This is a genomic window from Pseudomonas sp. 10-1B, from assembly GCF_000935045.1.
Taxonomy (GTDB): Bacteria; Pseudomonadota; Gammaproteobacteria; order Pseudomonadales; family Pseudomonadaceae; genus Aquipseudomonas.
The window spans coordinates 38,170-64,511 of sequence record NZ_JYKS01000048.1 but is presented as its reverse complement, the minus strand read 5'-3'; the positions used below and the strand labels follow the sequence as shown (position 1 = coordinate 64,511).

Genomic DNA, 26,342 nt, shown 5'->3' with positions numbered 1-26,342 from the left:
AAACGGTAGAGCACGTTAGGCATCTCGCATGAACAGTCGCAGGGACAACGCCATTACAGCGGCGAAGAACAGGATGCATCCCATAACCATCAGGCCCGCCGTGAAAGACTGGGTGTAGTCCTTCAGGAAACCCATCAGATAGGGCCCAACAAACCCGCCGAATGCGCCGATAGAGTTGATCAGAGCAATACCCCCAGCAGCCGCTTGGCCACTCAGGAATTTCGCTGGCAAGGTATAGAAGATCGTCTTCGCCGAGATCGTACCCACCAGGGCCAGGGTGATGCCTGCCAGCGCTGGGATCAGGGCGTTCATGTTGACCGCGAAGATCAATGCAAGACCGGCCAACACCAGGGCAATGATCAGGTTCAGGATCCCGCGCCCACTGCGGTCGACATGCTTGGCCCAGAACAGCAGGCCGATGGTCGAGAAGAAGTAAGGTACTGCAGCCACCCAGCCGATCAGGCTTATTTCCACGCCCTGCGCTTTCAGCATCTGGGGCAGCCAAATGCCGATACCGTAAGTGCCGATCGTAAAGCTGAAGGTGATAGAGCTTAGGATCCAGACGCGTGGATCCTTGAGCGCTGCAGCGAAGCCGTGGCTTTTTTGGCTATTGGCCTTTTCCTTATCCAGCATGCCAGTGAGGGCGTCCTTTTCCTCTTGCGACAGCCATTTGGCTTCGCTCGGCCGGTTGGCCAGCACCTTCAACGTGATGAGGCCCAGGATGCATGCTGGCAAACCCTCGATGATAAACATCCACTGCCAGCCCGCGAGCCCCCAAGCGCCATGCATTTGGAGCAGGCAAATAGAAAGTGGGCCACCCACAAGGAACGAAATCGGCGTGGCAACGGTAAACCAGGCCAGTACCCGAGTGCGATATTGGGCTGGGAACCACAGCGTCAGGAAGAAAATTACGCCAGGGAAGAAGCCGGCTTCGGCAACCCCTAGAAGGAAGCGAACGACATAGAAACTGTAGGGGCCAATCACGAATGCCGTGGCGGCAGCGGCAAGCCCCCAGGTAATCATGATTCGGGCCATCCAGAGCCGCGCGCCGTATCGGTACATGGCCAGGTTGCTCGGTACTTCGCAGAGGCAATAGCCCACGAACATGATTCCTGCTCCGAGGCCAAACTGAGCAGCAGTAAGCCCGAGCTGGTCGGTCATCTGCAGGGCGGCGTAACCCACGCTGGTGCGATCGAGGTAGTTGAAGAAGTAGGCTAGCGCGAGCAATGGAATCAGGCGCCAGGCGGCCTTCTTCATGGCTCGTTGCTGCAACTCAGAGGTGATTTCAGGTTGCGGTATGGACAAATGGGTATCCGGGGTCGTGACGTTAGCCATGACTGTATCCTCGGTTTTGTTGTTATGAATTCCATGGCTGGATGGGCCATCGGTGAGTACAGGCCGCCGGTATATCCAGTACCCGTGGCGCTGCTAATTTCGCCCGAGAGTCATTTCGAGCTCGACACCTGAAAGGTGTCGCTGGCGAGCCTTGCCATGAGGCTCGCCTCCGTTCTGATCAGGCTGTTTTGACTGTGCCGCTGGCTTCCAGCTGAGTGATCTCTTCGTCACCGTAACCCAGCTGAACCAACAGCTCTCTCGAGTGGCTTCCAAGTGTCGGGACATTCAAACGGGTGCCAAAACGCTGGCCATTCATTTCGAAAGGCAGCATCGGTACCTTCACCTGCTCACCATCTGGCAGTGTCAGCTCTGCCATGCCACCCGACTGATTGAGGTGTTCATCCTCAAACATGTCTTCAGGACGCTGGATCGGGGAAAACGGCAAGCCGGCTTTCTCACACAGCGCCATCACGGTTGGCTTGTCCATGCCAGACAAGCGCTCTCGCACCACGGGAATGATTCGGTCTCGGGCCTGTACGCGTTGGTTGTTTCGGCTCAGTTCGGCGTCACCGCCAAGCTCAGGGAAGTCGAAGGTCTCGCAGAAGGAAACCCATTGGCTGTCACTGACGACGCCCATAAAGACTTGTTCACCTTCCTGTGCAGTCTCGAACACGTCATAGATGGCCCACGCAGAGATCCGGCTGGGCATTGGCGCTGCCGCTTTCCCGGTCACGACCTTCTGCATCATGTGCTGGGCGACCAGGAAGGCCGAGTTCTCGAACAGGCCTGTCTGCACAAACTGCCCGCGCCCCGTCTCCTTGCGCTGCAGCAAGGCCGCGAGGATTGAGACCGTACTGAACATTCCGCCCATCACGTCGTTGACAGAGGCTCCTGCACGCAGCGGGCGTCCTACAGGGCCCGTCATGTAGGCCAACCCTGTCATCATCTGCACGACCTCATCCAGCGCTGTCCGCTTCTCGTAGGGGCCAGGCAAGAAGCCCTTCATCGAGCTGTAGATGACGTCCGGCTTCATGGCTTTGACCTGCTCGTAGCCCAGGCCCAATTTCTCCATGGCGCCTGGACGGAAGTTCTCAGTGACGACATCTGCCGTGGCGATCAACTTCTTCACGGCGGCCATGCCTTCTTCGGACTTGATGTCCACGGCAAAGCTTTTCTTGTTGCGGTTGTAGGTCATCCAGTAGCCGGCACCCGACCCCATCAGTCGACGGGTATTGTCACCTTCCGGCACAGGCTCCACCTTGATGACCTCGGCACCGAGATCGGCAAGAAGCAGCCCGCAGGTCGGGCCCATTACCATGTGGACAAACTCAACTACGCGAATGCCAGCCAGTGGGAGGGTTTGCTCTTCGTGCAGGCTCATACGGCCTCCTTCGCATAGGTGAAATTCTTGCCAACGCCGGCATCTGGGATGAAGCCGTAGACGGGCTCTCCGGGAAGCCCACGGCGAAGTACCTCACGAGCCTCAACCAGGCGATCAATGTCGACGCCGGTTTTCAGGCCCATCGACTCAAGGAGGTACACCAGGTCTTCGGTAACGATGTTGCCCGAGGCACCCGGGGCGTATGGGCAGCCGCCCAAACCACCTTGAGAACCATCGAACGTCTTGACCCCGGCCTCCAACGCAGCGACTACGTTGGCCAACCCTTGGCCACGGGTATTGTGGAAGTGAGCGCTTCCCGCGAGCGCACCCAGCTCTTGGTACAACCGAGTGAAAAGCCGGCGTACCTGCGTGGGGTTGGCGTAGCCGACGGTGTCGGAAAGACCGACCTCATCTACCCCAAGCTCGGCCATTTTCAAGGCAACAGCCATCGTCTCGTCGTCAGTCACGACGCCTTGAAGCGTGCACCCAAAGGCAGTCGACAGGCCTGCCTCGATCTGGACATGCGGGAAGCGCTCATTACGCAGGGCAACTACCGCTTGTACCTCATCGAAGACTTGAGCATGTGTCTTGCGGATGTTCGAAATGGAGTGCCGCTCGCTTACCGAGATGGGCAGCGTGATCTTATGGATACCGGCGTTGAAAGCGGCTTCTGCGCCCTTCAGATTCGGCACCAACGCAGTGACGTAAAGACTCGGCAGGGTCAGGGCATGAGCCACGACCTGGGCAGCGTCGGCCATCTGGGGCAGTAGCTTTGGCGAGACAAACGAGCCGACCTCGATTTCTCTCAGGCCGGCGCCAGCAAGCGCCGAAATCCACTCCAGCTTCAACTCGGTAGGCATGGTGGCCTTGACACTCTGCAAGCCATCTCTGGGCCCGACTTCGCTGACAAGGATGTCGATATCTGTCGCTTCTTTCACGGAGGTTCTCCTGTGGTTGGGGAGAGCCTGCCCGAACATTCATGCAATGCAGCTGCGGGTGGAGCGCTGTTTTTATGATTGTTCTGTCAGGCAGAATTGCGTTCTGTTCAAGTATCTACCCAGAATTTCATACCTGTCAACGAGGCTGTCGATGAACGGACGGTTGTGTCGGCCACGACGGAGAGAGGTGACATGACGAATATCTTAAGGGGCTTGACACAGCAGAAAATAGCTTGGAAAGTGTTCCGCCAAGAGCAATAATGTTCTATCAGATAGAACAACTGGCTCGATACAACAAGATATCCCAGGCAACGTACACTGCTAAGACTGGCCAAAACCGCTGCTGTTTGAGCCTTAGCGTCGCGTGTCTGTTTTCACATGGAGATTTGCCATGAGCCTGTACGCCCCTCCCGAGGAACGCCCGACAGAAGTATTCAGCAGACTGCCGAAAGAATTTTGGCGTGATGGTGACTCCGATTGGGTCAGAGCCAACAAGCCAGGCCAGCCAGTCGCGAGCTTCCTGGAAGGGCCCTCTTTCGATCAGGCTGGCAATCTCTACGTCACTGACATTCCCTATGGCCGAATCTTTCGCGTTTCCCCGCAGGGTGACTGGGAACTGGTTGTCGAATACGACGGTTGGCCTAACGGCTTGAAGATCCATCGTGACGGTCGGATCTTTATCGCTGACTACAAGAACGGGATCCTCGTTCTCGATCCAATCAGCAAGCGCATTGAGCCATTCCTGACGCATCGACGAAGTGAAAGCTTCAAGGGTGTAAATGATCTGTTCTTTGACCGGCAAGGGCACCTTTTCTTCACCGATCAAGGTCAGACGGGCATGCACGATCCGACCGGTCGAGTTTTCCGCTACGACCTGGAGCAACAGCGCCTGGATTGCTTGCTGGATAACGGCCCTAGCCCTAATGGCCTGGTGATGGATCTGAAGGAAAACGCCCTCCTGGTAGCCATGACGCGCGGAAATGCTGTGTGGCGGCTACCGCTACAAGCAGATGGCACGACCTCCAAGGTAGGTATCTTCACCTCCATGGCCGGGGGCGTGAGTGGGGCTGACGGAATGGCCCTGGATGAATCAGGAAACCTCTACGTCTGTGATGCAGGCAATGGATGCGTGTGGGCATTCGATTCCCATGCTGTTCCACTCTATCGCTTCAAGTCATGCACCGAGGGGCGCACGCTCACCAACCTCGCCTTTGGCGGGGAAGGTAATCGTGGCCTGTTCATCACGGATTCGTCGACAGGACACATCTTGAGGGCTGACACCGGCCACTCAGGGAAGCGAATGTTCTCGCACCTCCCAGCCTAACGACTTTTTGCTGCAGCCCTGTGCACTTGGCGCACGGGTCTTGCTCGGCCTCAAAACGGCCAGCGAACGCTATTACTCATACAAAACAGATAATAAGAGGGCAACATGCTCACTCTCTTGAGCTACACAATGATCGTCTGCTTCATGTACCTCGTCATGAGCAAACGCCTGTCACCGCTGGTTGCTCTGATCCTGGTGCCGGTGGCGTTCGCCAGCCTGGGTGGGTTTGCAACCCAGCTCGGCCCGATGATGTTCGATGGCGTTAAGATGCTGGCCCCGACAGGGATCATGCTGACCTTCGCAATTCTCTACTTCTGCATGATGACCGATGCAGGCTTGTTCAACCCGCTGATCAAGCTGATTCTGAAATGCGTGAAAGGCGACCCTTTGAAGATCGTCCTTGGAACCGCCGTTCTTGGATTTTGCGTCGGTTTGGATGGTGATGGGGCAACGACCTACATCATCACGACTGCTGCGCTACTCCCCCTGTACCGACGGACAGGCATAAGCCTCCAGGTTCTGGCCACGATCTTGCTCCTTACCATTGGTGTCATGAACATCCTGCCATGGGCCGGACCGTTCTCGCGAGCCGCAAGCGCTATGCACGTCGACATCACTGAACTGTTCGTCGAAATGCTGCCCTTGATGATCGTGGGGGCTGGCTGGGTAATTTTTGTAGCGTTCTATTTGGGCAGCCGCGAGCGTCGTCGCCTGGGCGTGGTCGAGCTCGATCATGACGAGATCATGAGCCACTACACGGATTTCAAGCTGACTGACTGGCGCTTTATGTTCAACGGCGTACTCACAGTCACGCTGATTACGTTGATGATGATCAACGTCCTGCCACTCCCGACTCTGTTCATGCTGGCATTCGGCATCGGCATCCTGGTCAATTATCCAAGCGTCAAAGACCAGAAGGAATTGATCGGCAAGTACGCTGATAGCGTTATGGCTGTAACCCTGCTGATCTTTGCCGCTGGCATCTTCGTCGGGATCATGTCTGGCACTGGGATGATCAAGGCCATCTCGGAAAGCCTGATACTCGTTATTCCAGAGTCCGCCGGCCATTTCATGTCGGTGATCACTGCCTTCATCAGCATGCCATTCACCTACGTGTTGACGAATGACGCTTTCTACTTCGGGATCCTGCCGATTCTGGCCGAGACCGCGAGCCACTACGGCATCGGCGCAAAAGAGATGGCTATTGCTGGTCTGATCGGCCAGCCCGTTCATCTCCTAAGCCCACTTGTAGCCTCCACCTACCTGCTGTGTGGGTTGTTGGATATTGACTACGGCGACAACCAGCGAGCGTCCATTGGCTGGAGCATCGGTACGTGCCTGGTCATGTTCGTGGCGGCTGTCGCGATTGGAACCATCGACGTATTCAACTGAGGGCCCCTCCTCAACTGCGCAGCGCACAGGTGGGCAAGCTCATCTGTGCTTGCATCAAGTTGCTCAAGCCTGAGGACGATGATCATGGTGCGATTGACGGAGGGGTCAGTCTGGTTGCCGCCATCAAGACCATCATCATTGCTGACGCGGTGATGTCGCTGGATAACGTCCTGGCCCTGGCAGGTGCTACTGGTGGCGACCTACTGCTCGTCTCCCTCGGCGTCCTGATCAGTATCCCGGTCATTGTTTGGGGTAGCCGCCTGGTGCTTGCCCTGATGGATAAATTTCCTCAAGTCATCCTGGTGGGTGCAGGGCTGCTCGGCTGGATCGCGGGCGGAATGCTGGCGAGTGACATCTGGTTGCAGCCAAGAATCCCCTTCCCGACAGACATCACCCATTACAGCGCCAGCGCCGCTGGCGCACTGCTCGTTATCGCGGTCGGGATGCTGATCAAAAAATCCAAACCTGCTTCACCCGAAACACCCTCGGCGCAGTAGTTAAACAAGCAACTCCACCAACAAAAACAATTTGGCTGTTCCTGCGTGCCCATCTGTTGGCGCGCAGGCGACGCCTGGAGTATTCATGAAGCCACGTAACGCAATTCCAGTCTGCACCATGCTTGGCCTGGGTAACCTCGCCTCCCCTGTATCAGCGGAAGGCCTCGTTGAGGACACCAAGGTTTCTCTGCAAACGAAGAACTTCTATTTGAATCGTGACTTTCGGGACGGTGCAGGCCAGACCAAGCGGGATGAATGGGCCCAGGGCTTCATTCTCGATGCGAAGTCGGGCTTCACGCCTGGCCCCGTTGGGTTCGGCCTAGACGCCATCGGAATGCTCGGCCTGAAGTTAGATTCCAGTCCCGACCGGACTGGCACTGGCCTCCTCCCCGTACATGATGACGGCCGAGCGCCAGATGAATACTCCAAGCTTGGATTGACAGCGAAAGCACGGTTTTCAGAGAGCCTCCTTGAGATAGGAACGCTGATTCCCGACATGCCAACCGTTAAAGCCAACAACGGTCGTATCTTCCCGCAGACCTTCAGAGGTGGATTGCTGAGCATTGGAGAAATAGAGTCCCTCGATGTCGTGGCGGGTCGCCTCACAAAAGCCACTGACCGCGACCAAACTGCCGCTCAAGACCTGGTGCTGAACAACAAGAACCGCCGCTTTCAGGCAGACATTGCCGCAGACCATTTCGACTTGGCAGGCTTTGACTACAGCTTCTCCAAAAACCTCGTCGGCTCCTACCAGTACGGCGCACTCGAGGATGTCTACACCCAGCACTTCTTTGGGCTGGTTGGATCTTTACCGTTACCCGTAGGGCAATTGAAGGCAGACCTGCGACTAGCTGTCAGCAAAGACAGCGGCAGCTCAGAGGCAGGAAAGATAGACAACCGGTCAGTAAACGGTATGGTGACTTACAGTCTCAAGGGGCACGGTTTTGGCCTAGGTTATCAGCAGATGTCAGGGGACACCGCCTTCCCCTACATTGATGGCACCGACCCCTACTTGATCAACTTCGTCCAGATAAACGACTTCGCCGGCGCCAAGGAGAAATCATGGCAGTTTCGGTATGACTACAATTTTGCCGCAGTAGGGATACCTGGCCTGACCTTCATGTCTCGTTACCTGAAGGGGCATGACGTCGAGCTGGCCAGCAATGCTACAGGCAGCGAGTGGGAGCGGAACACCGAAGTGCAGTATGTGTTCCAGAGTGGGGCACTGAAGAACTTGGGTATCCGCTGGCGGAACGCGAGCTATCGCTCTGACTTCGCGTGGGGAATTGACGAAAACCGCCTGATCATCAGCTACACCATCCCTTTGCTGTGACTGCGAGCCTCCGGACAGTCGCATACCACTACCAGTAATCCGCACAGGGCTCACCACACAAAGTGGTGAGGCCCTGCCCCATCATCTCCCCTCGCAGCGCCAGCAACAAGATGCTGGATACAGCTCGCCTCCTGATGCCAACTTCGTTGCTCCGGTCGAGCAGCAGCACGTTGGCGACCTGCCTGGATGATCTCATCACCAACCGAGTTGGCTGACATCGAATCCAGAGACCCAGTTATCCTCCTCATGGAACGTGGCCTCTATGTACAAGCGTATGAGTGGCTTGGATGTAAGGAATGAGGGACAATTGACGCCCTACTCAGGGAGAAAGCGCGTGCATTCACAGCCACTCACACCGAGAGAGGTGTACCAGGTTCTGCGTGATATTGCGCTGGGGCAGCAAGCGATGCGACGCCTGGGTGATCTTGGCTGGACTCAAACGCAGACCGGGCTCATGACGGTCGAGGTCAATGGCTGGGTTCTGACCTTCTCCAACGACAGCAACAAGCTGGACTACTGCAATAGCTGCTACAGCCCCGATGGTCGCGAGTACATCTTCGACTCCTCTCAGCGTTTCGGTACCGATCCTCTGGAGTTGCTCAGTACCTGGGAGCATGGTCAGCTCCAGACGCTGCTGTCGTCACTTTAAGCCTGCAATGATCAACCCTGCTGAGGCTCTGACCCCGCCTGCCCATGAGCGCTGAAATTGTCACAGGGGCGGGTAACTCGATAGCCTGAAGACAACCGACCGCTAGAGCACCGTGTCCATGTCCAACCAGCAGCCTCAGAATATTCAGCTCAGTCTCAGCCAGTACCGTTATCTCTATTGCGTTGACCTGGAAGCGACCTGCGGTGACCTGATGCCGGGTGAGCCCTCGCGAGGGCTTGTTGTTACCCCTGGGGAGATGGAAACCATCGAGCTCGAATGGCGAGTTACCGATAATGACGAATATCAGCCCGGTGAAGTCGTCGCCGCCGGCAGCGGCCTGCTCCGCTGCCATGGCAAGGTCGGCATGCGAAGGGCTTGGACAAGCTCCAGGGTGGGAGTGCCAGAATCCCAGGCAGTGCAGCCCTTCTCGAAACAGGCGATCACGCTCTTTCTGGATGGCCTTGAGATCCAATCGTACGCCGGCATAGCGAGCCCATCGAGATACGGGGTTCGTGACCTTATCAACCCGCACCAAGGGGCCATTGATGTCCCGAGTAAACAGCTGACCTGCTGCCTTGGAGGTTTTAAAACCATGCTGTACATGCTGCTCCAGCGCGCGCAACGACTCCCCGCAGAACTCGATCTGCCACTGGGCATCCGGAATGCGGAACCTAAACCCCTATTCAGGCATGGTGGAGTGTCTCCGAGAAATCACGGGAGACCTGAATCGAATGGAATGGATCATCTGACTGAGGGACAAGATCACCCAGGCTAGCGACGGCGCCCGTACGCTCGAAATAGACAGTTCCTGACCGACAAGCTCGGCCACACCATCGCAGCGTAATCCCTGCGTAGGGCTCATAGGACTGGGTGCTTGCTGTCTGAGCCAGCATCCAGTCTTTGTCGCTCGATATGCTCAGGGGAATCTGTACAGCGATCGCCGCAGTATTCCCGATGCCCCACATTCAGGAGCGTGGGTTAGTGAGTCACTCGCGCACCGAGCTCATTGATCACCCATCCCTGCGCTTCGAGCGCTGCCCTTCGCTCAGCACTCGCCTCCCCTTCACCCAGTGCACTGGTTCGAATAGCCAGGCACAGCAAGTGCGTAGGCCTGGTCATCCCGACGTACATCAGCATCCTGTTTTTCCGGTAAGTCACCTGATGTTCCTTCTTTACAAGCGGCTTACCGTCCAGCCAGGGCAATATCATCTCCAAGACATGCTGTCCTATAAACGTTTCCACAATCAGTGTCGCCGAATGAGTCTTGCCCTTGACGGCGTGCATGGATGACAGTTGGACGTCGACGGGGTCATGTTCAGCTTCGTCGGATCGGTATGTGTTGATGGTTTCACGGGGTGTCTCGGACTCGTCCGTATCACGCGGCTCTGTCCACGCCAGGTAAGCCTCTACCTCGTGTTCGTTTGAGATCGCCTCGCCAGGATGCAGCTCTGCAATTAGGCGCTTAAGCAGCACGGCATGCCTCTGAACCCAACGCTCCTCTCGCAGCGGATGGGCATGGAACAAATAGAGATAGATGCCTCGCTGGTAGGCTTCCAGAAGCGTCGTGTTCAACGCTAAGCCGCGCTCTATGAAGCGGTGAAGCCTTGTCCTGATCTGGACAGGTCTCCTCAAGCCTGCACGCTCAGCCAGATGAAGCAAACACTTGGCAATCATTCAACGCTTTCGTATGTATGACCGCTAACGGCCAGATGCGCTCTCGCCCTGCGAATACCTTCAACGAATGTTTTGGGCGTGTACCTCGAGCTGTCGGCATCTGAGCGATAGGCGCTCCAATAGTGCTCCAGAGCCTTCGGGAATTGCTCCGCCCTGTAGTTCTTCTGCCGGTGAACGGCGCCAATCGCATGTACCCCATCCTTGCGATCCGAAACAGTCAGGCACCGGGAAACCAGCTGCGCAAACGCACCGAGAACACCGCTCGTATCGTCGTCCACGCAGAGCTATCTAATGCTTTTCAGCAAGTGCCGGAAGTTCATGATCGTGGTGTCTTCGGGGATTGGCGCGCTCAATGTCAGCCGTGCGAACTGGCGCATGGGCGTGATTTCGTAGTGCGCAGCATGGTTTCCAGAGGATAGGGTTTTCTACCGCCTCCGGCTTTGGGGTAGACCGGCTCGATCAGCCCCAGCAGGCCGTCCAGGGCACGACCTGATCCATTTCAGCAAGGAAGCGTTCGCGGCGGGTTTGCTTACGCTTGCGTACTCGAAGTCGGAAAAGCTCATCTGGCTCATAGGCGGCTCGGATCAGGTGGCGCGGCGATTTTCGCATAACCGGGAGCTTGTTCGGAGATTCCCTAAACAAAATGGAAGCGCAAGACACTAGCTTCGTGATGTACCTGTGGAAGCCAGTGCGCCAAATCACGACGCACACCAGATCACACCTTCACATATGGCTCTGCCCCGCATCCCGGCTTTTTTTATCCACGCAGAAAACCCCAAAGCATTGACATGCATCAGGGACAAGCTCAATATTATTGCATATGAATACCACGTATTCTAATAGAATACAACAAGGAAAATGAAGAATGGCTGTTCGAACCCTTTCCTCTGTCACCAAGACACTTGCAGTGCTCGACTACGTCGCCTCCTCTCCTCGCCCAGTACGTCTGACCGAAGTGGCCAAGGGGCTGGAGGAGGCCCGTGCGGCCACTCATCAACGACTAATTACCCTGGTCGATGGCGGCTGGATCGAACAAACCGAAGAAGGCAGCTACCGCCTGACCCTGCGCATCGTTCGTTACGCCAGCATGGCCATGGAGCAAGGCAACTTGGGTGAACGTGTTGCCGACGTACTGCAGGACATGGTCACCGAAAGCCTCGAGACCGCATCCCTGGCCATCCTGGAAGGCCACGAGGCAGTCATCCTGCGCCGCGTCGAGTCCAAGGGTATCCTGCGCGCCGATCTGCGCGTCGGTGCCCGCCTGAACCTCGAACGCACTGCCATGGGGCGCATCCTGGTTGCACATGCCCGCCCCGAAGTCATCGCTCAGTTGCGCGCCGAGGGTGTAGCCCTGCCGGACGAGGCACTGCTTGAAACCTATCGCCAGCAAGGTTATGCGGTGTCGGGCATGACCGGCCCACGCGCTGTCTCGGCGGTTGCCGTGCCGATTTTCGACAACCACGACCATTGCATCGCCGCCCTGGCGATTTCCGGCCCCGAAGCCGGCTTCGATCTTGATAAATGCGCCGCTATCGCCTCCGCAGCCGCGGATGTTGTGAACGCGCGCCTGCGTGGAGCCCAAGCATGACTGCCGTACCCAACTACCAAACCGAATCACCAGCCCATCGTCTGGGCAGGCTGATGCGCTCGCCCGCCGAGCTGATGAAGCCTGAGCGCCTGTCGGTGATCCAGCCGTCACGCATCAGCGCCTCCCACGCACTGATGGCGCAAGCCATTGAACAGCGCTGGAAGATCACTTGCACTCGCTTCGACATCGATGCCAAGGGCAAGGGCGTGGCCAACTACCTGATCGAGATCGGCAGCTGGAAGTTCTCCTTCCCGGTATTCGCTTTCGAGCCTTCGGCCCATGGCCGCACTGGACGCATCATCGGCCGTACCTGGGACATGCTCGGGGCACTGGTGGAAGGCGAGATCAGCGAAGCTGACCTGCGCAAGACCGGCGAAGAGCTGCCCAAGCTCTATGAAGGCCGCGCGACGCCGAACACTTTGATCTGGTGCCGCTCCAACCGCAGCGCTCGCTTCTTCGACCAAGCCGTGCAAGCCTTGGCCGCCGGTCGCCAGCCGGATGTGGGATTACTGGCCGAAACCTGCTACTTGATGCGCAACACCGGTCTGGACGGCAACGGCACTTTCGGCACCAAGAGCTTCCTGGCCTACGAGCCTGACCACCCGCTGCGCTGGTCGCTGGCATCGCAGATGCTTTGCGCCTACATGATGCGCGTGTACGCTCAGGATCTAGTGCAGCACCTGGCCCGCCTGGCCTCGCCGAACGCCTGCGCGATGGCACCTGAGCTGCGCCGCTTCCTCGGCGTGGGCAACGGCTCGGCACTGGGCCTGATGCTGTTCGTGAACAACCACCCGCGTCTGATCGAACGCTGGATATGGATCCGCGAAGAGGCCCTGGCCAACGCCAAGGGGCTGGAGCCTGCCGCCGCTCTCAGCCAATGCCCAACTCTGCTGCAACTGCTTGACCGGGCCATCCGTTTCCGCGAGGAAGATCGCGGGGTTTACGAATCGTTCGTCAGTAGCGCGGCGGTTGCGCAAGAGCTGCGCAGCGTCCGCGCCGAGACCGAACGCTTGCAACAGCGCCTGCAGGCCAACCTGGTCTGCAGCGAGCTGCCGTTCGCCGAGCTGTGCCGCTCGCTTGAAGGGCGTGTCCATGACGAAGTGCTGGAGACCCTGCACAGCCTGTTGATCGAGCTGATGCCGGAGATCGCCGACCGCCTCTGCCGAAACCTGATCCTCGACGAGGAGCTGGTGGGCACGCCGCAAATGCCGGTAGGCCGCTTGCGCGACTTGCTGCGCAGCGAGTATTCCTGGGCCTTCGACATCGACCTCGACGACAGCCAGCGCCGCTACGTCTGGTACAAGTCGGCCACCGCCGAAGAACCCCGCCGTGGCCCTAAGGATACCCTGGGCGATGTGGTCAAGCTCGGCTTGGACATGCCCAAGCTGATCATCGACCTGGATACCGACCTGGCAGCCCAACCAGCGAACCTCAGCACCGCGCGCTTCCTGCTGGCGCACCCGCAACACCGTGCCATCGTGACCCGCGTCCAGGCGCTCGCTGGCACCCCATACCACTCGCCGCATGCCGACATCATGAGCGAGGCGTTCATCCCAGCGCACATCACGCGCCTGCTGAATGTCGGCTTACACGGCATTGACAAGACGCGCGACTACCTAAACCGCAACCTGCGCGGCGTGCTGTTCCATGGCGCCCCGCTACCTGAAGACCTCGCCAGCGGCAACGCCAGCCAACACTGGTTCTACCCCTCGGAGCCCGCACTATGAGCTTGTCCCCTACCCCCAGCACCCTGCAGGTCAGCCTTCGCGAATGCCGCTTGGTGTTCGAGCGCCTGATGCAGGTCATCAGCATGGAGCCCGGCATGGTGCCGGCGTTGCGCGATTGCGCCCTGTACTCCGCCGCCCTGGGCCTGGGTGGCTTTGGCGAACTGCAGCGTCACCTGAAACTGCTCGAGTCGTCCGCAGCGCAAGCCCTCGCGCTGACCTATGACGGCGCGGTGAAGCGCCTCGATTGCGCCGGGCAGCATGCCTGGCGGGTCGCCGACACGGCACTCGATGTCCTGGCGGACGACTTCAAGCGCAATGGCCAGGCGCAGCTGGTGGTCGTCAATGTCTTGGAGCCGCGGGAACTGCAGGTGATCGTTGCACTTGCCGAACGCTATGGTCTGAGTATCAACCTGGTGTCCCATGCCGAAGGCTTGTCGCTGACCGCTAGCAACCGGGTATCGCCGGCTCCTGTCTGGCTCGATCGCCTGCGCCTGGAAGGCCTGAGCGTCGACGCAGCGTTGTGGTGGCAACTGTTCCACCACGCCAACGAAGCGCTGGCCCCCGATTCCTTCGAATCGCGTCGGCATGCCGGCTCGATCATGGTCGACGCCGAGGGCCGCCTGGTCGGCCGACCCGACGAAGACGAGACCGATCTGTCCCTGCTGATGGCCGGCATCGAATCCGGCACCACCGCCCCCACCCCATAATTAAAGAGGAAAACCTCATGCTTATCGATGCCTTGCAGTGCGGCCATTTTGATCGTCAAGTTTTCGAAGAGCTCAAAGCCGGCGGCTACACCTGCGTCACCCCGACGCTGGGCTTTTGGGAAGGTGCCATCGAGTCACTGGACGCCATCGGTCATTGGCGCCATATGGCGCGCGAGTGCGCCGATCTGATGTTGATCGCTCATAGCGCCGAGGACATCCGCGAAGCCGAACGTAGCGCCCGGATCGCCGTGGTGCTCGGCTACCAGAACAGCAACCTGTTCGACAACCGCATTGCCTTCGTTGAGCTGTTCGCGGATCTCGGCGTGCGCGTGGTGCAGCTCACGTACAACAACCAGAACGAATTGGGGAGCAGTTGCTACGAGGAAGTCGACAGTGGACTGGCCCGCTTCGGTCGCGAAGTGATTCGCGAGATGAACCGGGTAGGGATGGTCGTCGACCTGTCCCACGTGGGGGATCGCACCACCCTCGAAGCCATCGAGTGGTCACAGAAACCGGTAGCCATCACCCACGCTAACGCCGCCTCGCTATTCGCCCACAAGCGCAACAAGAGTGACCAGGTATTGCATGCCCTGCGCGCCAATGGCGGCGTGATCGGCTGTGTCGCCTATCGAAATATTACGCCCGAAAGCGCCTGCGCCACGGTGGACGGCTGGTGCGAGATGGTCGCCCGCACGGTAGACCTGATTGGTATCGACCATGTCGGCATCGGTACCGACTACAGCCACAACATGCAGCCACGCGACTACGACTGGATGCGCAAAGGCCGCTGGACTCGCACCGTGCAGTACGGCGCAGGATCCGCCGCCAGCCCTGGCCCAGCGCGCAAGCCGGAGTGGTTGCTCAAGGCCGGCCAGCTGAACGTGGTCGCCGATGGCCTACAGCGCGCAGGTTTCAATGCTCAAGAGGCCGAAAAGATCCTCGGTGGCAACTGGCTTCGCCTTTATGAGGAAGTGTTTGGCTGAAAGGGCCGCTTTCCAATCTGCCACGACGCTTCCTCAATAAGGAAAACAACCATGAGTGATCGTGATTCGAGTAAAAGCCCGTTCGAGCTCTCGCGCCGTAGTTTTATCGGCGCGACGCTGGCGGGTACTGCATTGGCAAGCATGCCAGCGCTCATGCGCTCGGCCAAAGCCGCCGACGATGTACTTTACGTGAACACCTGGGGCGGCAACTGGGAAAAGGCGGCGAAAGAATTTCTCTTCGACCCGTTTACCCAGGAAACCGGCATCCAGATCCGCACAGTTTCGCCGATTTCCTTTGCCAAGTTGGCCACCCAGGCCCGCACCGGTGTCTACGAGTTTGACGTAACTACCCTGGGACTGGCGGAAATCGCCAGAGCCAATGCTTCCAACCTGATCGAACCCGCCGCAGGCAACATCGACGAAAGCACGCTGTGGCCCGGCGCTCTGTATGCCAATGGCGTGGCCACGCACGCCTTCGCCAACGTCATCGCCTATCATCAGAACAGCTTCCCTGGCGGCCAGCCAAATAGCTGGAAGGATTTCTGGGATCTGGAACGCTTTCCCGGAAGCCGAAGCCTGCAGCGCTATCCCGTGCGCGTGCTGGCGTTTGCCCTGCTCGCCGACGGCGTACCACCCGAGCAGTTGTTCCCTTACGACCTGGACCGTGCATTCGCCGCGCTGGACCGTATCAAGCCTGCTATCCGCGTGTGGTGGACCCAAGGCCCGCAGTCACAGCAGCTGCTACGTGATGCCGAGGTCGACATGATCGGTATCTGGAATGACTACGCCACCAACGTACAACAGACCTCACCGGACCCGGTGCAAGTAGTCTGGAATCAGGCCTTGATCGACAAGAGCTGTTGGGTGGTGGCCAAGGGCACGCCGCGTGCACGCAATGCCTGGCGCCTGATCGAGTCGATCGCCAACAACGCCGAGGGCATGGCGCGCTTCTGCGCGGTCGACGCCTCCGGCCCGCTGAACCCGAAAGCTTTCGCGCACATCGACGCCAAGACGGCGGCCATCACACCGACCAGCCCCGAGCGCATGGAAAAGGCCGTGGTTCTGGACGGCGTCAAGCTGTTGCCGCAACTCGACGAAATCGCGACGCGCTTCGATCGCTGGATCAGCAGCTGAGTGAACGACCTGGGCAGCGCGGCCGGGTTAGGCCTGGCCGCGCGCTCACCCATTTGCTGTACGGGATACAAACATGAACGACGCTACGAGCTTGCAGCGAGACGCCACGCTCGCGAAACCTGCAGCACCCGGTGGCAATCTTTGCTACCGCGTGGGCAAGGCCTGGGCCAAAAGCCCCGCCCTTCTCTATCTACCCGCCGGCCTGTTTCTGTTGGCGTTCTTCATCGTGCCATTGTGCTATGTGCTGGTGATGAGCGTGACCGAACCCAAGGCTGGCCTGGGCAACTTTACCTACCTGCTGAGTTCCCGACATTTCTTCGGGGTATTGCTGGAAACCTTCAAGACTGCCGCCATCGTCACCGTCTGCAGCGTATTGCTAGGCTACCCGCTTGCCTACCTCGCTGCGGGCCCGGCACGTCGCCTGGGCGGCATGTTACTGGCGGTCATTGCCCTGAGCTTCTGGACCAGCTTCCTGGTCCGCACTTACGCCTGGATGGTGATCTTCGGCCGCCAGGGCCCGCTCAGCCAACTGCTGGCAACACTGGGCTGGACGCCACCACCGAAGATGCTGTTCACCTCGTTCAGCGCCACCGTGGCCATGACCCACGCCATGGTGCCGTTCATGGTGATGGCCATGTATGCCGTGATGAAACGCATCGACTCGCGCTACGTACGTGCCGCACAGAGTCTCGGTGCCCATCCGCTGCGTGCGTTCACCACGATCTACCTGCCACTGAGCCTACCCGGCGTGGTCAACGGCTGCACCTTGGTGTTCATCACCTGCTTGGGCTTTTACGTGATGCCGGTCTTGCTCGGCAGTCCCAACCAGCAAATGATCTCGGGCGTGATCGGCGACCAGATCGAACAGGTGCTCGACTTCGGCGCCGCCTCGGCCATGTCGGTCATCCTACTGGTGGTCACGGTCTCGCTGTTCTGGCTCTACCACCGCTTTATCGGCCTTGATCGCCTGTGGAGGAAATGAAGATGAGAAGCCTAACCTTCCTCGCCGTACTGATCGCCCTGTTCATCGCCGTGCCGCTGCTGATCGTGGTGCCGATGTCGTTCAGCGCCAACGCCTCGCTGCAGTTTCCGCCTAGCGCCTACTGGCTCGGCAACTACCAGCATTTCTTCAGCGACATCAACTGGATGCAACCACTGTTCAACAGCCTCCTCATCGGCGTGGCCACAGTCGTGCTGACGTTGCTGCTGGCGATCCCGGCCTCGTTCGCGCTGGTGCGCCATCACTTCATCGGCCGTAATGCATTCAACCTGCTACTGATGCTGCCGATGATCGTGCCGCAGATCGTCATGGCGCTGGGTTACTACATGTACTTCGGTAGCTTGGGCCTTACCCAGAGCTTCACCGGCATCATCATCGCCCATACCTGCCTGGGTATTCCGGTGGCGACGCTGATAATCACTGCGGCACTGAAGAGCTTCGACAACAACCTCGAACGCGCCGCATCCAGCCTCGGTGCCCGCTCCCTGACCACCTTCAGGCTAGTGACATTCCCAGTGTTGCGTCCAGCGATTCTGGTGGCCGCGCTGTTCTCGTTCATCCAGTCGTTCGATGAGACGGTGATCGCCGTGTTCATCTCTGGCCGCGACACCGCCACCTTGCCGCGGCAGATGTTCAATAGCTTCCGCATGGAGGCGGACCCGGTGATTTCCGCCGCGTCGTCGTTCCTGTTCATCATGGTTCTGGCCTGCATGCTCGTACCACTGGCCACCCGCCTGACCAAGCGCGCTAGCCGCGGCAGCCTGCCTGCCCAGGTTGCCCACTGACCGCCTACGGAGACATTGCCATGCCAGCTCATCCCCTTACGCTGCACAACGTCGTCAAACGCTACGACAACTTGCAACCGGCCGTCGATAACGTGTCGCTGCAGATCGAGCCCGGTGAATTTGTATCGTTCCTAGGCCCTTCGGGCTCAGGCAAGACAACCACGCTGATGATGATCGCCGGCTTCCAGCAACCCACCAGTGGCGACATTCGCCTGAATGGCCGTGCCATCGACCAAGTGCCGCCCCATGCACGCAACATCGGGGTGGTATTCCAGAACTACGCGCTATTCCCGCACATGAGCGTGGCCGACAACGTCGGCTTCGCCCTGCGCATGCGCGGCGTCGGCAAAACGGAAAAAGCCCGCAAGGTCGGTGCAGCCCTGGAGATGGTCGGCCTGGGCCAACTGGCCAGCCGACGCCCCGCCGAGCTGTCCGGTGGCCAGCAGCAGCGGGTCGCGCTGGCCCGTGCGCTGGTGTTCGAGCCCGACCTGATCCTGCTGGACGAGCCCCTGGGCGCATTGGACAAAAACATGCGCGAGCACATGCAGGTGGAGCTCAAGCGCATTCACCTGGAACTGGGCGTGACCATGATCTACGTGACCCACGACCAGACCGAAGCGATGACCATGTCCGACCGCATCGCCGTGTTCAACCATGGCCGCATCGAACAGATCGCCGCACCGCAAGAGATGTACCTAAGGCCCGCGACACGCTTCGTCGCCTCGTTCGTCGGCGACAACAACCTGCTCGCCGCCACCAGTCTGGGCAATGGTCAGTACCGGGTCGAAGGTTGGGGTGACCTCCACGCCGGCGACCTGGCCCTACCGGCTGGCAAGAACGTCGATCTGCTGCTGCGTCCGGAAATGATCCGGGTCGCCGAGCCTGGCGCCGCCCACGGCACGCTTCAGGTAGAGGCCGCGGTCAACTACGGAGACAGCGTCCTCGCCATCGGCAAGCTCGGCGGCAAACCCCTGCGGGTGCGCATTCCGGGCCCGCAAGCACGCGGCCTAGAAGCTGGTCAGCAATTGCCGCTGCATTGGCAAGCTAACGACATCCACGTGATCCCGGCACTGCACGCCTGACGACTTTTCGGCGGCAGCACAGCGGTGCGCCGCCCATCTAGAATGGAGAACAGCATGAGCCTCAACGACCTGCAGCAACGCGACATCGACAACCTGCTGCACCCCTACACCAACCACCATCTGCACCAGAGCCAAGGCCCGCACGTGATCACCGGTGGCGACGGCATCTATGTCACCGATGACCAGGGCAACCGCTACATCGAAGGCCTGGCCGGACTGTTCTGCGCCTCGTTGGGCTTCAGCGAGCCGCGCCTGGCCCAGGCAGCCTTCGAACAGTTACAGCGTATGCCCTTCTACCATGCGTTCGCACACAAATCGACGCAGCCTGGCATAGAGCTGGCCGAACGCCTGTTGGCCATGGCCCCGCCGTCGATGAGCAAGGTATTCTTCGCCAACTCTGGCTCCGAGGCCAACGACACCGCAGTCAAACTGATCTGGTACTACCACAACGCGATCGGCCAGCCGCAAAAGAAAAAGATCATCGCCCGCCAGCGCGGCTATCACGGCGTCACCGTCGCTTCGGCCAGCCTGACCGGCCTACCCAACAATCACCGCGACTTCGACCTGCCGATTGCCAACATCCTGCACACTGATTGCCCGCACTACTACCGCTACGGCCTCCCCGGCGAAAGCGAAGCGGCGTTCGTCGACCGCTGTGTGGCCAACTTGGAGGCGCTGATCCTGCATGAAGGTGCCGACACCATCGCGGCGTTCTTTGCCGAGCCGGTGATGGTCTCGGGTGGCGTAATTCTGCCGCCGCAAGGCTACTTCGCCAAAGTCCAAGCCCTGCTGCGCAAGTACGACATCCTGTTCGTGGTCGACGAAGTAATCTGTGGCTTCGCCCGCACCGGCAACATGTTCGGTTGGCAGACCTACGACCTGCAACCGGACATGATCAGCCTGGCCAAGCAACTGTCGGCGGCCTACATGCCAATCTCGGCGCTGCTGGTCAACGACAAGATCGACCAGGCGCTCAAGGCCCAGAGCGAGAAGATTGGCAGCTTCTCCCATGGCTTCACTTACGGCGGCCATCCGGTGGCCGCCGCCGTCGCCTTAGAGGCACAGAAGATCTATCAGGAGCGCGACATCGTCGGTCACGTCCGCCGTGTGGCCCCACGCTTCCAGGCCGGCATCCGCCGCCTGGGCGAACACCCGCTGATCGGCGAGGCGCGTGGCGTGGGTCTGGTAGCCGGGCTGGAATTCGTGCGCAACAAGCAGACTCGCGAAACATTCGCCCCCGAACAGTCCGCCGCCGCCTACGCCGGCCGCCGCGCCCAGGCCCACGGCGTGATCACCCGTGGACTGGGCGACACACTGAGCCTGTGCCCAGCACTGATCATCGACGAAGAACAGATCGACGACCTGATCGTGCGCATCGAGCGCGCCCTCGACGACACCTTGGCTTGGGCCCGCGAGCAAGGTTTGGTGGACGCCTGATGAACAGCCAAGCCTATACCTCCCTGGCGCTGTTCATCGATGGCCAATGGCGCAGTGAACCGCGCATCACCGAGGCGGTGTTTAACCCTGCCACCGGTGCCGAGCTGGGCCGCTTGCCACATGCCACCGAGCAGGACCTGGAAGATGCCATCGCCAGTGCCGAGCGGGCCTTCCGGCACTGGCGCAACAGTTCGCCGATGGTCCGCTCGGAAGTGCTGCGCGCATTCGCTGCGTTGATTCGCCAGCACGCGCCGGCCATCGCCCTGGACCTCACCCGGGACCAGGGCAAACCGCTGGCCGAGGCCCTGGGCGAAGTGCGCTTCGCCGCCGAGCACGCCGAATGGCACGCCGAGGAATGCCGGCGCCTCTACGGGCGCATCATTCCTGCCCGCGACAACCGCGTGCAGCAAAGCGTGCTGCTCGAACCGGTGGGCGTGTGCGCGGCTTTCACCCCTTGGAACTTCCCGTTCAGCCAAGCCCTGCGTAAGGTCTGCGCGGCGCTGGGCGCCGGTTGTACAGTGATTCTCAAGGGCCCTGAAGACACCCCCTCTGCGGTCATGGCCATTGGTCGCCTGCTGCAGCAGGCCGGCTTGCCGGACGGTTGCCTGAACCTGGTGTGGGGCGAGCCTGCACGGATCTCCCAGACCCTGATCAGCGATTCTCGGGTGAGCAAGGTATCGTTCACCGGTTCCGTCCCGGTCGGTAAGCAAATCGCCGCCCTCGCCGGCCAGCACATGAAGCGCTGCACCATGGAACTGGGTGGCCATGCCCCGGTACTGGTGTTCGCCGATGCCGATGTCGAGGCCGCCGCCGATGCCTTGGCCATGAACAAGCTGCGCAATGCCGGCCAGGTTTGCGTATCGCCCAGCCGCTTCTATGTGCAGCGCGAAGCCCACGATCGCTTCCTGCAACACTTCGTCTCGCGCATCGAAGCCGCCCGCCTCGGTAACGGCGAGCACGACAACGTCGACATGGGGCCGCTCTGCCATGGCCGCCGGGTGCAAGCGATGCAGGCATTGGTCGCCGATGCCCGCGAACAAGGCGCGCAGATAGCCTGCGGCGGCGAGCGGATCGGGGAAACGGGCAACTTCTACGCGCCCACCGTAGTCTTCGATGCCCCCGCGCACATCCGCCTGCTGCACGAAGAGCCGTTCGGTCCGCTGGCCGTAGTCGCTCCTTTCGACGATTTCAGCCAGGCCATTGAGCTCGCCAACGCCCTTCCCTACGGCTTGGCGTCCTACGTCTTCACCGGGTCCTCGGCGCATGCCCAGCATGCTTCCCAGGCCCTGGCAGCCGGGATGGTGAGCATCAACCACTTTGGCCTGGCCCTGCCGGAAACGCCATTTGGGGGCGTCAAGGACAGCGGCTACGGCAGCGAAGGTGGCAGCGAGACCTTCGCCGGCTACGTCAATACCAAGTTCGTCACCCATTACGAAAACACACCACGCTGACCCCAGCGTCCAGTCATTCAGGAGTGATCCATGCTGCAAGTCATCGACACCGGCATCGCCCGTTCCAAGGCGCCGCTCAATGGCACCGTGCGTGCCGGTCGAATCGTGTATTCGGCGCATATTTCCAAGGACCCGCAGAGCGGCGCGATCATCGACGGCGACATTGAGCGCCAAACCCACCAAGCCCTGAGCAACCTGCGCCAGGCGATGCAGGCCGCAGGCGGCAGCCTGGCCAATGTCGCCCACATGCAGATTTTTCTCACCGAGCGAAGCGACTCGCCTGGCATGAACAAGGTCTACGCCGAGTTCTTCTGCGAACCCTACCCCTGCCGGGCCACCGTCGTGGTGAAGGAACTGCTGTCCCCTGGCGTGCGTATAGAACTGGTTGCCCAAGCAGTCTTCCCCGACTGATCCACCGCACCACCTGATTTCCCTTATCCCACTCGGCCCGCTGTTCGCAGCGGCCGTCGAGCGGGTTCGCTCACCCGCAAATCGCCCCTGAGACAAGAGCGATCACCGAAGGAAGGAGGCTCCACCCGGGTTGCCAACGGCAACCGAAGCCATGACTGCCGACCTGTGTCGGTGCTGATTTTAGCGCCAACAACAAAAACAACAGCCGCAGCACATGCCGCGGCAACACCGCTGAAATTCCAGGAGCAGCAACATGCCACATGCCCCGAAACTGCTGATCGCCATGATCGGCCTGCATTGTGTGAACCACGCTATTGCCAGCGAACAACCTGCAGGCTTCCTGCAGGACAGCCACGCCAGCGTGCTCGCCCGTACCCTGTACTTCAACCAGGATTACCGTAACCACGGTGCTCCCGCCAGCTATACCGAAGACACCAGCCAGGGGTTCATCTTCAAGTACGCCTCGGGCTTTACCGAGGGTCCGGTCGGCCTGGGCGTCGATGCCTTTGCGCTGCTCGGGGTCAGGCTCGATGGCGGCGACGGCCGTGCCCGCTGGCCCACCGTGCCGGCCAGCGGCAGCACCTCCGAAGCCGGTGCGGCGGTGAAGGTTAAGCTGGGCCAGACCACACTCAAATATGGCGACCAGTTCGTCACCCTGCCAGTGCTGGCGACCATGATGGGCCGGCTGCTGCCGGAAACCGCCCAAGGCACACTGATCCACAGCGAGGATATCCCTGGTCTGAGCCTGGACGTCGGTCGCTTCACGGCCATGGGCTCGCAGTTCAACGCGCGCCACGACGGCCGCGACCTGACCCGCGCCAACCTAGTTGGTGGCCGCTACCATTTCAATGACGACCTCGATGCCGGCCTGTACTACTCGCACGTCACCGACAATTTCGAGAAGCGTTACGCCGACCTGAATTGGACGGCCCCCTTGAGCGAAGCCGACAGCCTGAAATTTGCCTTCAACCTGTACCGCACCACGGGCCTGGGTGGCGAACTCAGTGGCCCGGTCGACAACACCATCTGGAGCGCTTCGGCCGCCTGGAAACACGGCCCGCACACCCTGACCACCGCCTACCAGAAAAGCAGCGGGGAAACTGGTTATGTCTACGGCGTCGACGGCGGCAGCGCAGTCTGGCTGGCCAACTCGGTGCAGTACTCTGACTTCATGGATAAGGACGAAACGTCGTGGCAGGCGCGCTATGACTACAACTTCGCCGCACTCGGCCTACCTGGGCTGAACGCCATGGTGCTGTACATCCGCGGCCAACACATCGACACCGGCAGCGTCGACGATGGCAAGGAATGGGAGCGCAATGTGAACCTGCGTTATGTGGTGCAATCGGGCCCGGCCAAGGACCTTGCCGTACAGGTCCGTCACGCTTCGCACCGCTCAAGCGCGCTGGGCAACAGCGTGGATGAAATGCGCTTGATCCTCGACTATCCGCTCAATCTATTCTGAGACGCTTGACGGTACGGCGATGGGTGCCTAGGGTCGAGAGCTAGTGTCTTGTCTCGGAAATAAGCTGTTCACTTTTGGCGGCATCTTGGGCGCCCGGCCGGCGTTGCCACTCCTCGCCATAGCCCTGCCATGACTCGTCGCGGCGCCTTGGCCGAATGCCCAAGCCACTCGCCAAAAGAGAACGTATTTCCGAGACAGGACACTAGGAAATACGGGGTTTTGGGGGCTTTCCACTTAAATCGCGATTGGTGCACTAAAACCGGAATCTGCTTGACCGTTCGACACTGGCACCGCCATCTGAACTATCTTTACGACGTCTTGCATGCGCTCATCAAATGACGAGTCTCCATCAGTATCAACGACTGCAACAACCACCTCTAATGTGCCTTGCTCGCACGTTGGCTGCTTAACTTTTTTCGGCAGAGCCCCCCACATCCTGGCCCCCAACAACCCGTGCCTAGGCGTCCTTGCTCGCTACACCATCAATCAGACGAATGATGCCCAGCGGGTTAGCATCCTTCAGCGCCTCCGGCAGCAACGCATCGGGATAATTCTGGTAGCACACCGGCCGCAGAAAGCGATCGATGGCCAGCGTGCCCACAGAGGTCCCCCGCGCATCGGACGTGGCGGGATACGGCCCGCCATGCACCATCGCATCACTCACCTCGACCCCGGTCGGATAACCGTTGACCAACAATCGGCCAGCCTTGCGTTCGAGCAGCGGTACCAGCGTGGCAAAGCGTTCCAGATCCACAGGTTCAGCAATCAGCGTCGCTGTCAGCTGACCATGCAAGCCTCCCAACGCACGGCGTAGTTCAGCTTCATCAGCCACCTCGACAACCACCGTGGTCGGGCCGAAGACTTCTTCCTGCAACAGCTCATCCCCCTCCAGCAGCAAGCTGACATCGGCCTGGAATAGCTGTGCATGGGCCTGGTCACCACCCTGCTCTGCCCCCGCCAGGTGACGTACGTCCGGATGCTGATGCAGGCGCTCCACACCACTCACGTAGCTGCGCAAGGTGCCGGCGTTGAGCATGGTCTGGCCCGGCTGGTCTGCCATGCGTGCGCCGAGCGCGTTAACGAACGCCGTGAAGGCTGGCCCGGCAATCCCGATGACCAGGCCCGGGTTGGTACAAAACTGCCCACACCCCAGTACCACCGAAGCCGCCAGCTCCGCGGCCACCTGCTCGCCCCTTGCCTGCAGCGCAGCCGGCAGCACCAGTACCGGGTTGATGCTGCTCATCTCGGCGAACACCGGGATCGGCTGCGCACGCGCGGCAGCCAGGTCGCATAGGGCACGACCACCTTTGAGCGAGCCGGTGAAGCCGACCGCCTGGATCGCTGGGTGGCGAATCAGCGCTTCACCCACGCCAGCGCCGTAGATCATGTTGAACACGCCGGCCGGCATGCCGCTGGCCTCGGCGGCGCGCTGGATCGCCTCGCCCACGTACTCGGCAGTGGCCATGTGGCCACTGTGGGCCTTGACCACCACCGGGCAACCGGCGGCCAGTGCGGCGGCGGTGTCGCCACCGGCCGTGGAGAAGGCCAGCGGGAAGTTGCTGGCGCCAAACACCGCCACCGGACCGACGCCCGTGCGGTACTGGCGCAGGTCCGGGCGCGGCAGTGGCTGGCGCTGTGGCTGCGCACGGTCGATGCGCGCACCCAGGTAGTCGCCGCGGCGCAGCACCTGGGCGAACAGGCGCAGCTGGTTGCTGGTGCGGCTGCGTTCGCCTTGGATGCGTACGGCCGGCAGTGCGGTCTCCCGACAAACCGTCTCGATGAACGCCTCGCCCAGCGCATCCAGTTCCTCGGCAATGGCCTCCAGAAACTGCGCCCGGCGCTCCGGCACCAGGCCGTTGTACCTGGCAAAGGCCTGCTCGGCGGCGCGAGCGGCGGCATCCACCTCGTCAGGCGTGGCCTGGCTGAAGACCACCGGCAGGGCCTCGCCGCTGCGCGCGTCGAAGCTCTGCAGGCGCACGCTGCCAGCGGCGCTGCGGGCGCCGCCGATGAAGTTGCTTCCCGACATGATTGACTCCTGTGACAACGATT

The 26,342-nt window shown here is 60.2% G+C and carries 23 protein-coding genes and 1 pseudogene; 17 read left to right on the top strand and 7 right to left on the bottom strand.

Going from position 1 to position 26,342, the window contains the following annotated elements; translation table 11 throughout:
- Positions 1 to 15: 15 nt before the first annotated feature.
- From TZ03_RS22885 to TZ03_RS22875, 3 genes are all read right to left on the bottom strand, one after another.
- Positions 16 to 1,335, bottom strand: a complete 1,320-nt coding sequence (locus tag TZ03_RS22885) for an MFS transporter (RefSeq protein ID WP_082056693.1) — start codon at positions 1,333 to 1,335, stop codon at positions 16 to 18.
- A 178-nt stretch (positions 1,336 to 1,513) separates the two neighbouring features.
- Complete coding sequence (locus TZ03_RS22880) at positions 1,514 to 2,716, bottom strand: CaiB/BaiF CoA transferase family protein (RefSeq protein WP_051100619.1); 1,203 nt, start codon at positions 2,714 to 2,716, stop codon at positions 1,514 to 1,516.
- The gene (locus tag TZ03_RS22875; protein WP_152645522.1) at positions 2,713 to 3,654 is read right to left on the bottom strand and encodes a hydroxymethylglutaryl-CoA lyase; all 942 of its coding nucleotides are present in this window, start codon (positions 3,652 to 3,654) and stop codon (positions 2,713 to 2,715) included. Before TZ03_RS22875 ends, TZ03_RS22880 begins: the two co-directional genes overlap by 4 nt.
- 391 nt (positions 3,655 to 4,045) lie before the next feature.
- Here TZ03_RS22875 and TZ03_RS22870 point away from each other — a divergent pair, with 391 nt between their 5' ends.
- The 5 genes from TZ03_RS22870 to TZ03_RS22850 all read left to right on the top strand — a co-directional run bounded on the left by TZ03_RS22870 (position 4,046) and on the right by TZ03_RS22850 (position 8,849).
- Positions 4,046 to 4,978, top strand: coding sequence for an SMP-30/gluconolactonase/LRE family protein (locus TZ03_RS22870; RefSeq protein ID WP_051100615.1), 933 nt, complete (start codon positions 4,046 to 4,048; stop codon positions 4,976 to 4,978).
- 105 nt (positions 4,979 to 5,083) lie between these two features.
- Positions 5,084 to 6,370: a CitMHS family transporter gene (locus tag TZ03_RS22865; RefSeq protein ID WP_051100612.1), complete on the top strand. Its 1,287-nt coding sequence runs from the start codon at positions 5,084 to 5,086 to the stop codon at positions 6,368 to 6,370.
- Positions 6,371 to 6,399: 29 nt separating this feature from the next.
- Entirely contained in the window at positions 6,400 to 6,867 is a 468-nt protein-coding gene (locus TZ03_RS22860; protein WP_053388456.1) for a TerC family protein, read from the top strand.
- Positions 6,868 to 6,952: 85 nt separating this feature from the next.
- On the top strand, positions 6,953 to 8,200 hold the full coding sequence (locus tag TZ03_RS22855) for an OprD family porin (protein ID WP_051100611.1): 1,248 nt from the start codon (positions 6,953 to 6,955) through the stop codon (positions 8,198 to 8,200).
- A 334-nt stretch (positions 8,201 to 8,534) separates the two neighbouring features.
- The gene (locus TZ03_RS22850) at positions 8,535 to 8,849 is read left to right on the top strand and encodes a hypothetical protein (protein WP_051100640.1); all 315 of its coding nucleotides are present in this window, start codon (positions 8,535 to 8,537) and stop codon (positions 8,847 to 8,849) included.
- On the opposite strand, the gene TZ03_RS32065 is transcribed toward TZ03_RS22850, so the two are convergent.
- From TZ03_RS32065 to TZ03_RS29160, 3 genes and pseudogenes are all read right to left on the bottom strand, one after another.
- Positions 8,800 to 9,381 carry a Mov34/MPN/PAD-1 family protein gene (locus TZ03_RS32065; protein WP_414860319.1) on the bottom strand — a complete coding sequence of 194 codons (582 nt, stop codon included), beginning with the start codon at positions 9,379 to 9,381 and terminating at the stop codon, positions 8,800 to 8,802. The genes TZ03_RS22850 and TZ03_RS32065 overlap by 50 nt on opposite strands.
- Positions 9,382 to 9,827: 446 nt before the next feature.
- Positions 9,828 to 10,523, bottom strand: coding sequence for a hypothetical protein (locus tag TZ03_RS22840; RefSeq protein ID WP_053388455.1), 696 nt, complete (start codon positions 10,521 to 10,523; stop codon positions 9,828 to 9,830).
- A 296-nt stretch (positions 10,524 to 10,819) separates the two neighbouring features.
- A pseudogene (locus TZ03_RS29160) lies at positions 10,820 to 11,095 on the bottom strand (IS5/IS1182 family transposase); the annotation flags it as partial.
- A 293-nt stretch (positions 11,096 to 11,388) separates the two neighbouring features.
- Here TZ03_RS29160 and TZ03_RS22835 point away from each other — a divergent pair.
- From TZ03_RS22835 to TZ03_RS22780, 12 genes are all read left to right on the top strand, one after another.
- Positions 11,389 to 12,111 (top strand): IclR family transcriptional regulator, encoded by a 723-nt coding sequence (locus TZ03_RS22835; protein WP_051100607.1) that lies wholly within the window; start codon positions 11,389 to 11,391, stop codon positions 12,109 to 12,111.
- Positions 12,108 to 13,838 (top strand): hypothetical protein, encoded by a 1,731-nt coding sequence (locus tag TZ03_RS22830; RefSeq protein ID WP_051100605.1) that lies wholly within the window; start codon positions 12,108 to 12,110, stop codon positions 13,836 to 13,838. Before TZ03_RS22835 ends, TZ03_RS22830 begins: the two co-directional genes overlap by 4 nt.
- A complete protein-coding gene (locus tag TZ03_RS22825) occupies positions 13,835 to 14,545 on the top strand; it encodes a hypothetical protein (RefSeq protein WP_051100603.1) in 711 nt (236 codons plus the stop codon). The genes TZ03_RS22830 and TZ03_RS22825 overlap by 4 nt, the downstream gene beginning before the upstream one ends.
- A gap of 17 nt (positions 14,546 to 14,562) precedes the next feature.
- Entirely contained in the window at positions 14,563 to 15,528 is a 966-nt protein-coding gene (locus tag TZ03_RS22820) for a membrane dipeptidase (protein ID WP_051100600.1), read from the top strand.
- 51 nt (positions 15,529 to 15,579) lie between these two features.
- The gene (locus TZ03_RS22815) at positions 15,580 to 16,662 is read left to right on the top strand and encodes an extracellular solute-binding protein (RefSeq protein WP_051100598.1); all 1,083 of its coding nucleotides are present in this window, start codon (positions 15,580 to 15,582) and stop codon (positions 16,660 to 16,662) included.
- A 73-nt stretch (positions 16,663 to 16,735) separates the two neighbouring features.
- On the top strand, positions 16,736 to 17,644 hold the full coding sequence (locus TZ03_RS22810; RefSeq protein ID WP_082056691.1) for an ABC transporter permease: 909 nt from the start codon (positions 16,736 to 16,738) through the stop codon (positions 17,642 to 17,644).
- A 2-nt stretch (positions 17,645 to 17,646) separates the two neighbouring features.
- Complete coding sequence (locus TZ03_RS22805; RefSeq protein WP_082056690.1) at positions 17,647 to 18,447, top strand: ABC transporter permease; 801 nt, start codon at positions 17,647 to 17,649, stop codon at positions 18,445 to 18,447.
- Positions 18,448 to 18,467: 20 nt separating this feature from the next.
- Positions 18,468 to 19,529 carry an ABC transporter ATP-binding protein gene (locus TZ03_RS22800; protein WP_051100592.1) on the top strand — a complete coding sequence of 354 codons (1,062 nt, stop codon included), beginning with the start codon at positions 18,468 to 18,470 and terminating at the stop codon, positions 19,527 to 19,529.
- Positions 19,530 to 19,583: 54 nt separating this feature from the next.
- Positions 19,584 to 20,966 (top strand): aspartate aminotransferase family protein, encoded by a 1,383-nt coding sequence (locus tag TZ03_RS22795; protein ID WP_152645520.1) that lies wholly within the window; start codon positions 19,584 to 19,586, stop codon positions 20,964 to 20,966.
- The gene (locus tag TZ03_RS22790; RefSeq protein WP_051100588.1) at positions 20,966 to 22,417 is read left to right on the top strand and encodes an NAD-dependent succinate-semialdehyde dehydrogenase; all 1,452 of its coding nucleotides are present in this window, start codon (positions 20,966 to 20,968) and stop codon (positions 22,415 to 22,417) included. Before TZ03_RS22795 ends, TZ03_RS22790 begins: the two co-directional genes overlap by 1 nt.
- Before the next feature lie 30 nt (positions 22,418 to 22,447).
- The gene (locus tag TZ03_RS22785; RefSeq protein ID WP_051100586.1) at positions 22,448 to 22,828 is read left to right on the top strand and encodes a RidA family protein; all 381 of its coding nucleotides are present in this window, start codon (positions 22,448 to 22,450) and stop codon (positions 22,826 to 22,828) included.
- Positions 22,829 to 23,081: 253 nt separating this feature from the next.
- Positions 23,082 to 24,293 (top strand): OprD family porin, encoded by a 1,212-nt coding sequence (locus tag TZ03_RS22780; protein WP_053388454.1) that lies wholly within the window; start codon positions 23,082 to 23,084, stop codon positions 24,291 to 24,293.
- 457 nt (positions 24,294 to 24,750) lie between these two features.
- On the opposite strand, the gene TZ03_RS22775 is transcribed toward TZ03_RS22780, so the two are convergent.
- A complete protein-coding gene (locus TZ03_RS22775; RefSeq protein ID WP_051100584.1) occupies positions 24,751 to 26,319 on the bottom strand; it encodes an aldehyde dehydrogenase (NADP(+)) in 1,569 nt (522 codons plus the stop codon).
- Between the last annotated feature and the right edge of the window lie 23 nt (positions 26,320 to 26,342).

What these genes read in the sequence shown, in the direction of transcription:
- TZ03_RS22825 (WP_051100603.1), top strand. Translation starts at nt 13,835, where the DNA reads ATGAGCTTGTCCCCTACCCCCAGCACCCTGCAGGTCAGCCTTCGCGAA.
- TZ03_RS22820 (WP_051100600.1), top strand. Translation starts at nt 14,563, where the DNA reads ATGCTTATCGATGCCTTGCAGTGCGGCCATTTTGATCGTCAAGTTTTC.
- TZ03_RS22855 (WP_051100611.1), top strand. Translation starts at nt 6,953, where the DNA reads ATGAAGCCACGTAACGCAATTCCAGTCTGCACCATGCTTGGCCTGGGT.
- TZ03_RS22880 (WP_051100619.1), bottom strand. Translation starts at nt 2,716, where the DNA reads ATGAGCCTGCACGAAGAGCAAACCCTCCCACTGGCTGGCATTCGCGTA.
- TZ03_RS22790 (WP_051100588.1), top strand. Translation starts at nt 20,966, where the DNA reads ATGAACAGCCAAGCCTATACCTCCCTGGCGCTGTTCATCGATGGCCAA.
- TZ03_RS22865 (WP_051100612.1), top strand. Translation starts at nt 5,084, where the DNA reads ATGCTCACTCTCTTGAGCTACACAATGATCGTCTGCTTCATGTACCTC.
- TZ03_RS22800 (WP_051100592.1), top strand. Translation starts at nt 18,468, where the DNA reads ATGCCAGCTCATCCCCTTACGCTGCACAACGTCGTCAAACGCTACGAC.
- TZ03_RS22775 (WP_051100584.1), bottom strand. Translation starts at nt 26,319, where the DNA reads ATGTCGGGAAGCAACTTCATCGGCGGCGCCCGCAGCGCCGCTGGCAGC.
- TZ03_RS22805 (WP_082056690.1), top strand. Translation starts at nt 17,647, where the DNA reads ATGAGAAGCCTAACCTTCCTCGCCGTACTGATCGCCCTGTTCATCGCC.
- TZ03_RS22785 (WP_051100586.1), top strand. Translation starts at nt 22,448, where the DNA reads ATGCTGCAAGTCATCGACACCGGCATCGCCCGTTCCAAGGCGCCGCTC.
- TZ03_RS22840 (WP_053388455.1), bottom strand. Translation starts at nt 10,523, where the DNA reads ATGATTGCCAAGTGTTTGCTTCATCTGGCTGAGCGTGCAGGCTTGAGG.
- TZ03_RS22795 (WP_152645520.1), top strand. Translation starts at nt 19,584, where the DNA reads ATGAGCCTCAACGACCTGCAGCAACGCGACATCGACAACCTGCTGCAC.
- TZ03_RS22780 (WP_053388454.1), top strand. Translation starts at nt 23,082, where the DNA reads ATGCCACATGCCCCGAAACTGCTGATCGCCATGATCGGCCTGCATTGT.
- TZ03_RS22830 (WP_051100605.1), top strand. Translation starts at nt 12,108, where the DNA reads ATGACTGCCGTACCCAACTACCAAACCGAATCACCAGCCCATCGTCTG.
- TZ03_RS22815 (WP_051100598.1), top strand. Translation starts at nt 15,580, where the DNA reads ATGAGTGATCGTGATTCGAGTAAAAGCCCGTTCGAGCTCTCGCGCCGT.
- TZ03_RS22835 (WP_051100607.1), top strand. Translation starts at nt 11,389, where the DNA reads ATGGCTGTTCGAACCCTTTCCTCTGTCACCAAGACACTTGCAGTGCTC.
- TZ03_RS22885 (WP_082056693.1), bottom strand. Translation starts at nt 1,335, where the DNA reads ATGGCTAACGTCACGACCCCGGATACCCATTTGTCCATACCGCAACCT.
- TZ03_RS22810 (WP_082056691.1), top strand. Translation starts at nt 16,736, where the DNA reads ATGAACGACGCTACGAGCTTGCAGCGAGACGCCACGCTCGCGAAACCT.
- TZ03_RS22870 (WP_051100615.1), top strand. Translation starts at nt 4,046, where the DNA reads ATGAGCCTGTACGCCCCTCCCGAGGAACGCCCGACAGAAGTATTCAGC.